Below are 6,415 nucleotides of genomic sequence, written 5' to 3' on the forward strand. Positions count from 1 at the left end.
GGGTTCACCCGCGCAGCATCTCCGCGATCAGGAACGCGAGCTCCAGCGACTGCTGACTGTTCAAGCGCGGGTCGCACGCCGTCTCGTACCGGCTGGCCAGGTCGGCGTCGAGGAGGTCCTGCGCGCCGCCCAGGCACTCGGTGACGTCCTCGCCGGTCAGCTCGACGTGGATGCCGCCCGGGTGGGTGCCGAGCGCGCGGTGCACCTCGAAGAAGCCCAGGACCTCGTCGACGATCCGGTCGAAGTGCCGGGTCTTGTAGCCGTTCGACGCCTCGTGCGTGTTGCCGTGCATCGGGTCGCACTCCCAGACGACCAGGTGACCGGTCGCGCGGAGCTTCTCGACGAGCGGCGGCAGCGCGTCGCGGACCTTGTGGTTGCCCATCCGGGAGATCAGCGTCAGCCGGCCGGGCACCCGGTCGGGGTCCAGCCGCTCGGCGAGCTCGACGACGTACTCCGGCGACGTCGTCGGGCCGAGCTTGACGCCGATCGGGTTCGCGATCCGGGAGACGAAGTCGAGGTGCGCGCCGTCGGCCTGCCGGGTGCGCTCACCGATCCAGATCATGTGCGCGGACAGGTCGTAGGGGATCCCGCGCTCGTCGCGGCGGGTCAGCGGGCGCTCGTAGTCGAGGATCAGCGCCTCGTGCGAGGCGTAGATGTCGGTGGTGCGCAGCGCGCCGTCGTCGACGCCGGCCGCCCGCATGAACTTGAGCGCCCGGTCGATCTCGGCCGCGATCGCCTCGTAGCGCTCCCCGGCCGGGGAGTCGCGGACGAACTCCTTGTTCCAGTCGTGCACCGCGTTGAGGTCGGCCATGCCACCGCGGCGGGAGAACGCCCGGAGCATGTTCATCGCCGCGGCCGCGTTCGCGTAGGCGCGGATCATCCGCTCCGGGTCGGGAACGCGCAGTTCCGCGTCGGGCGTGAACGAGTTGACCATGTCGCCGCGGTACGACGTCAGCCCGAGCGCATCGATATCGGACGAGCGGGGCTTGGCGTACTGCCCGGCCACCCGGCCGATCTTGACGACCGGCATCGAGGCACCGTACGTGAGCACGACCGCCATCTGCAGCAGCACGCGGGTGAGCGCGCGCAGGTGCGGCTCGGTGTTGTCGTCGAACGTCTCGGCGCAGTCGCCGCCGCGCAGCACGAAGGCCCGGCCGTGGGCCACCTCGGCCAGCCGATCGCGCAGAAGGTCGACCTCGTAGGGTGCGACGATCGGCGGGACGGTCGACAGGGTCTTCCCGACCTCGGCGAGCTTGTCGGGATTCGGCCAGGTGGGTTGCTGTGCAGCGGGCCGGGAGCGCCAGATATCCAAGTCGTCAACGACGGTGTCGGTCACGAGTTCCAGGGTAGTTGGCCTGATCCGCGGGTCGCGGTCCCCCATCCGGTCCGTGAGACGGCGTGATCAGTACCACGTGTGATGAGGGGTACCACTGATGCTCTCGCCGACCGTCACCGGTCCCGCGCGTCCGGTGACCGGCGCGGACACCGCGCTCCGGGCCGCGATCGCCGCCCGCCGGCCGGTGCGCCGGGTGATCCGGTACGCGCGGGCCGTTCTGTCCGCCGCGTCGGTCTGCGGCTTCGCCGCCTGGGCGGTCACCGGCCACGCGCCCTGGTCGCTCACGCTCGGGTTCGGCTCGCTGGCGCTGATCGCCCTCGGCGGGCTCGCCTCGTGGCCGCTTCCCTCGTTCGGGGGGTGGACGCTCCGCGCGGAGGTCGCGCGGGTGACCGGCGACTGGGCCCAGGCGCTGGTGCTGGCCCTCGGCTGCGCCGGCCTGCTGGCGGCTTCGCTCTCGGAGACGTACCTGCTGGTCGGCGCCGTCGTCGGGTTATTCGGCGTCACGCTCGGGTGGACGCTGCCGTCGCTGGCCTGGGCGCTGATCGGCGCGCCGGCGGCGGACCGGGAGCGGGCGACGCTGGCGCGGTACCAGCGGGTCGCGCAGACCGGCGAGATCGCCCGTGCGGTGTCCACCGGGAACTACCCGGCGCTGCCGAGGCCGGTCGTGCTGCAGCCGGACGTCGACGAGCCGGTGTCGCTGACCCACCGGGAGTTCGACGACTGCACGCCGGACGACTTCGACTCCGCCCGGGCCTATCTGCACTGGCTGGAGAACGGCGACGGGCACGTGCTCGCCGACCGGCGGGCGATCGTGCTGACCGGCGCGGACGGTCGCAGCGCCGCGCTGACGACGGCCGCGGCGGTGGTCGTGGTGGTGGCCGCCGGACTGGACCTGCCGTCGACCCCGGTCTTCGACGCCGACACCGAGGCCCGGCTCCGCGGCCTGGCCGGGGACGTCGAGTCGGCGTGCCTGCTCGACGCGGCCGGGCGGCGGGTGGCGGACCTGCCCGGCGACGGATGGTCGGTGCGGGAGCTGGCGTCGCTGGCCGGGGCGGCCGGTATCCCGTGCCGGGTGTACCGGGTGGACGAGGACGTGCTCGACCGGTGCGACGGCGTGACGCCTTCGGGCGTCGGGATCTCGTTCCTGAGCGTGCACTTCCCGGCCGCCCCGGACGCGGTCGAATAGCCGTTCTCCCCGCGTGTGTGCGGGGAGAACGGCTCGGTGGTCGCACCGGTCTGCCAGGATCGGGGCCGTGAAGCTCATCCTGACGGTGCTCGTCACCGCGGTGGCTCTGCTGGCGTCGACGTACGTCGTCGACGGCATCGACGTCACCGAGAACACGTGGCCGGCGAAGGTCGGCACCCTGTTGGTGGTCGCCGCGATCTTCGGCGTGGTCAACGCGATCGTGAAACCGATCGTGAAGCTCGTCGGCTGCGGGATCTACGTCCTCACGCTCGGGCTGTTCGGCCTGATCGTGAACGCGCTCCTGTTCCTGCTGGTCGGCTGGTTCGCCGACCAGTTCGGGCTCGGGTTCGAAGTCGACGGCTTCTGGGCCGGCTTCTGGGGCGCCATCGTCGTCTGGGTCGTCAGCTTCGTCCTCAACCTGGCCCTGGACCTGGCCGGCGGCCGGGATTCCGACGACTGACCGCCGGGTTCTGACCTGGAGCCCGCCCAGGACGGCGCTGCCGCTCGAGCGAGCCGACGCCGTGGCCCCGGCCTCCCGCCACAGGAAGCCCCGCTCACGCCGGGTTCTGACCTGGAGCCCGCCCAGGACGGCGCTGCCGCTCGAACGAGCCGACCCCGTGGCCCCGGCCTCCCGCCACAGGAAGCCCCGCTCACGCCGGGTTCTGACCTGGAGCCCGCCCAGGACGGCGCTGCCGCTCGAACGAGCCGACCCCGTGGCCCCGGCCTCCCGCCACAGGAAGCCCCGCTCACGCCGGGTTCTGACCTGGAGCCCGCCCAGGACGGCGCTGCCGCTCGAGCGAGCCGACGCCGTGGCCCTGGGCATGCCGCCATAAGGAGGCTCGCTCGCGCGGCAGCGCCGTTCTGGGCGGGCCGCCCACTTAGCCGAAAAAGACTTCGGCTTCGGCGTAGCGGCTGAGCGGGACGGTCTTGAGTTCCCGGGTGGCCTCCTCGATCGGGACCCGGACGATGTCCGTGCCCTGGAGGGCGACCATCTTGCCCCAGTCCCGCTCGTGGGCGGCGTCGATCGCGTGCAGGCCGAAACGCGTGGCCAGCACGCGGTCGAACGGCGTCGGCGAGCCGCCGCGCTGCACGTGCCCGAGCACGACCGCACGCGACTCCTTGCCGGTGCGCTCCTCGATCCGCTCGGCCAGCCACTGGCCGATGCCCCCGAGCCGCACGTGCCCGAACGCGTCGAGCTCACCGGACTTGAGGACCTCGGCGCCCTGCCGCGGTGTCGCACCCTCGGCCACGACCAGGATCGGCGCGTACTGCGTCGCGAACCGGCTCTCCACGTGCTTGATCACGTCGTCCAGGTCGAACGGCAGCTCCGGCACCAGGATCACGTTCGCGCCCCCGGCCAGCCCGGAGTGCAGCGCGATCCACCCGGCGTGCCGTCCCATCACCTCGACGACCAGCGCCCGGTGGTGCGACTCGGCCGTCGTGTGCAGCCGGTCGATCGCCTCGACCGCCACCGTCACCGCGGTGTCGAACCCGAACGTGTAGTCGGTCGCGCCCAGGTCGTTGTCGATCGTCTTGGGCACCCCGATGACCGGGATGCCCTCGTCGGTGAGCTTCTTCGCGACGCCGAGCGTGTCTTCGCCGCCGATCGCGATCAACGCCTCGACCCCGAGGCCGGACAGCGTCTCCCGGATCCGGTCGACGCCATTTTCTACTTTGTACGGGTTGGTCCGCGACGACCCGAGGATCGTCCCGCCGCGGGGAAGGATGCCGCGTACCTGGGCTATCCCGAGCGGACGGGCGTCGCCCTCGACCGGGCCCCGCCAACCGTCGCGGAATCCGGAGAACTCGTGCCCGTACACGCTCACGCCCTTGCGGACGATCGCGCGGATGACGGCGTTGAGACCCGGGCAGTCACCACCACCGGTGAGCACGCCGATGTGCATGGTGCGGTCCTTTCGTTGCGCGCGGACGGCGGAGAACCGCGGCCGGGCACAACGGGGACCGTTCAGCCGACGCGGTAGCCGCCTCAGCGCACACCGTAATGCCTCAGACCGACCCGATGACGACACCTTCCGCACGGGTTCGCCGGCTCTTCTCCATCACGTGCCAACGGGCCAGGTTGTGGCGCGCGTCCGCGAGCGCGTCGTGCTGGTCGGCGCCCGCACCCGGGAGGTCTGGCTTACCCAGATCGTCCCAGCGCTGGCGCAGGTCCTTGGAGAACCGTGGGATCGGGCGCGGCAGGGCGGGCATCGGCCCCCAGAGCTGGCAGAGGGCCACGTGGTCGTAGGCCGCGTACCAGGCCCAGAGCTCGATCGAGCCCCGGTTGTTCACCCCGGCCGTGAGGAACTCCAGGAGTTCCGTGCGAATTCGCTCGCGGGACATCCAGGCTCGATCAGCCGGGCCGGGAAGCTTGTCGAGGACGTTCTTGCGTACCCAGGGAATCGCGCGGGTGTCGTCGAATTCGGTGGAAACGGCATAAAACTCGTTTCCGTCCTCGTCGACCGCTCCGATCGAGACCAGGTCGATGGTGTGCCCATCCTCGATGAACTCGGTGTCGTAGAAGATTCGGCGGAGCGGAGCCATCCCTCCATTCTGCCGTGGCGTCGTCGGGCCCGGGAATGGAGGCCCGCGCGTCGCACATTTGCACCGGAAACACGTGAGCTCGTCCGGGGTCGGCCGGCGGCATGAAAGCAGTGCGTAGGGGTACAGACGTGTTGCCTCAGCCAAACCGGTCACTACAGGTCACTTCGTTGACCAAAGGACGAAACTCGCAAGAAACCATTGTCCGACAGCGTGGTTGTTCTCACCCGTCACACTGAGCTGGCCATCACGACCTGGCTCAGTCCTGACCGGAAGGGGTCGCCGATGAGAGCCGATACCCGTGCGTGGTTCTCCCGCCGGACCTCCACCGCTGGTGATTGGCCCGTCAGAGTCCTTGCCGATCGCAAGGGTTCGACGAGCGTCGCCGTGGTGCTGCCGGCACTCAACGAAGAGGAGACCGTCGGCACGATCGTTGAACGAATCGTGAGTCTGGCGAACACATCAGGCCTGATAGACGACATCGTGGTCGTCGATTCGGGCTCGACCGACCGAACCGCCGAACGTGCGGCGGCAGCCGGGGCCCGGGTCGTCCACCGGGACGAGATCGTCCCCGACCTGCCCAGCCGTCCCGGAAAGGGCGAGGTGCTCTGGCGCTCGCTCCACGCGACGACCGCGGACATCGTCGTCTACGTCGACGCGGACCTGACCGATTTCCGTCCGCACTACGTCACCGGGCTGCTCGGGCCGCTCCTGAGCGACCCGTCCGTCCAGCTCGTGAAAGCCTTTTACGACCGGCCGCTGGCCGGGGTTTCACCGGTCGGTGGCGGTCGGGTGACCGAACTCACCGCACGACCGCTGCTCAACGCGTTCCTGCCCGAGCTGGCCGGTGTCGTCCAGCCGTTGGCCGGGGAGTACGCCGCTCGGCGCTCCCTACTCGAACGCCTGCCGTTCGCCCCCGGGTACGGGGTGGAGACCGGCATTCTCATCGACACGGTGCTCGCCCACGGCATCGACGCCGTCGCCCAGGTCGACCTGGGTGAACGCGGGCACGGCCACCAGGACACCGCCGCATTGGGGCGGATGTCGGCCACCATCATCCAGACGCTGACCGCACGGATCGGCCCCGGCCGTCCGGAGGGTCACGACCTGGTCCAGTTCAGCCGGGTGGAAGGCGAAGTCGTGCCGGTGACCTGGGACATTCCATGGGAGGAACGACCGCCGATGATCAGCCTCCCGTCCTACCAGGCCGGCCGCCGGAGTTCCGCCCCGGCCTGACCGCACACGCACCACGACGGCCGCCCCCCCGCCCGGGGGGGGGCGGGGGGGGGGGGGGGGGGGCCCCCCCGGGGGGGGGCGCGGGTGGGGGTGGGGGGGTTGGCCGCCCCCCAGGC

Annotated in this window: 6 protein-coding genes; 3 read left to right on the forward strand and 3 right to left on the reverse strand. The window is 71.0% G+C overall.

Features of this window, described 5'->3' with window-relative positions; genetic code table 11:
- Window positions 1-4: 4 nt before the first annotated feature.
- Entirely contained in the window at window positions 5-1,381 is a 1,377-nt protein-coding gene (locus ACIBZJ_RS25105; protein WP_395933541.1) for a class II 3-deoxy-7-phosphoheptulonate synthase, read from the reverse strand.
- A gap of 52 nt (window positions 1,382-1,433) precedes the next feature.
- Here ACIBZJ_RS25105 and ACIBZJ_RS25110 point away from each other — a divergent pair, with 52 nt between their 5' ends.
- Both ACIBZJ_RS25110 and ACIBZJ_RS25115 read left to right on the forward strand, forming a co-directional pair.
- Window positions 1,434-2,522 carry a hypothetical protein gene (locus ACIBZJ_RS25110; protein WP_395933543.1) on the forward strand — a complete coding sequence of 363 codons (1,089 nt, stop codon included), beginning with the start codon at window positions 1,434-1,436 and terminating at the stop codon, window positions 2,520-2,522.
- Window positions 2,523-2,589: 67 nt separating this feature from the next.
- The gene (locus tag ACIBZJ_RS25115; protein ID WP_395933545.1) at window positions 2,590-2,982 is read left to right on the forward strand and encodes a phage holin family protein; all 393 of its coding nucleotides are present in this window, start codon (window positions 2,590-2,592) and stop codon (window positions 2,980-2,982) included.
- Window positions 2,983-3,400: 418 nt separating this feature from the next.
- Here the strand turns inward: ACIBZJ_RS25115 and ACIBZJ_RS25120 are convergent, their stop codons facing one another.
- Together ACIBZJ_RS25120 and ACIBZJ_RS25125 are read right to left on the reverse strand one after the other, a co-directional pair.
- Window positions 3,401-4,426 (reverse strand): 6-phosphofructokinase, encoded by a 1,026-nt coding sequence (locus ACIBZJ_RS25120; RefSeq protein ID WP_395933547.1) that lies wholly within the window; start codon window positions 4,424-4,426, stop codon window positions 3,401-3,403.
- 103 nt (window positions 4,427-4,529) lie between these two features.
- Window positions 4,530-5,066, reverse strand: a complete 537-nt coding sequence (locus ACIBZJ_RS25125; RefSeq protein WP_395933549.1) for a polyadenylate-specific 3'-exoribonuclease AS — start codon at window positions 5,064-5,066, stop codon at window positions 4,530-4,532.
- Between the two features lie 282 nt (window positions 5,067-5,348).
- On the opposite strand from ACIBZJ_RS25125, the gene ACIBZJ_RS25130 reads away from it, so the two are divergent.
- The gene (locus tag ACIBZJ_RS25130; protein ID WP_395933551.1) at window positions 5,349-6,299 is read left to right on the forward strand and encodes a glucosyl-3-phosphoglycerate synthase; all 951 of its coding nucleotides are present in this window, start codon (window positions 5,349-5,351) and stop codon (window positions 6,297-6,299) included.
- Window positions 6,300-6,415 lie beyond the last annotated feature (116 nt).

The organism is Cryptosporangium sp. NPDC051539, from assembly GCF_044454545.1.
Lineage (GTDB): Bacteria > Actinomycetota > Actinomycetes > Mycobacteriales > Cryptosporangiaceae > Cryptosporangium.

Bases quoted from the DNA above. Each gene is read 5' to 3' on its own strand.
- ACIBZJ_RS25105 (WP_395933541.1), bottom strand. From the start codon at position 1,381: ATGGGGGACCGCGACCCGCGGATCAGGCCAACTACCCTGGAACTCGTG.
- ACIBZJ_RS25110 (WP_395933543.1), top strand. From the start codon at position 1,434: ATGCTCTCGCCGACCGTCACCGGTCCCGCGCGTCCGGTGACCGGCGCG.
- ACIBZJ_RS25120 (WP_395933547.1), bottom strand. From the start codon at position 4,426: ATGCACATCGGCGTGCTCACCGGTGGTGGTGACTGCCCGGGTCTCAAC.
- ACIBZJ_RS25125 (WP_395933549.1), bottom strand. From the start codon at position 5,066: ATGGCTCCGCTCCGCCGAATCTTCTACGACACCGAGTTCATCGAGGAT.
- ACIBZJ_RS25130 (WP_395933551.1), top strand. From the start codon at position 5,349: ATGAGAGCCGATACCCGTGCGTGGTTCTCCCGCCGGACCTCCACCGCT.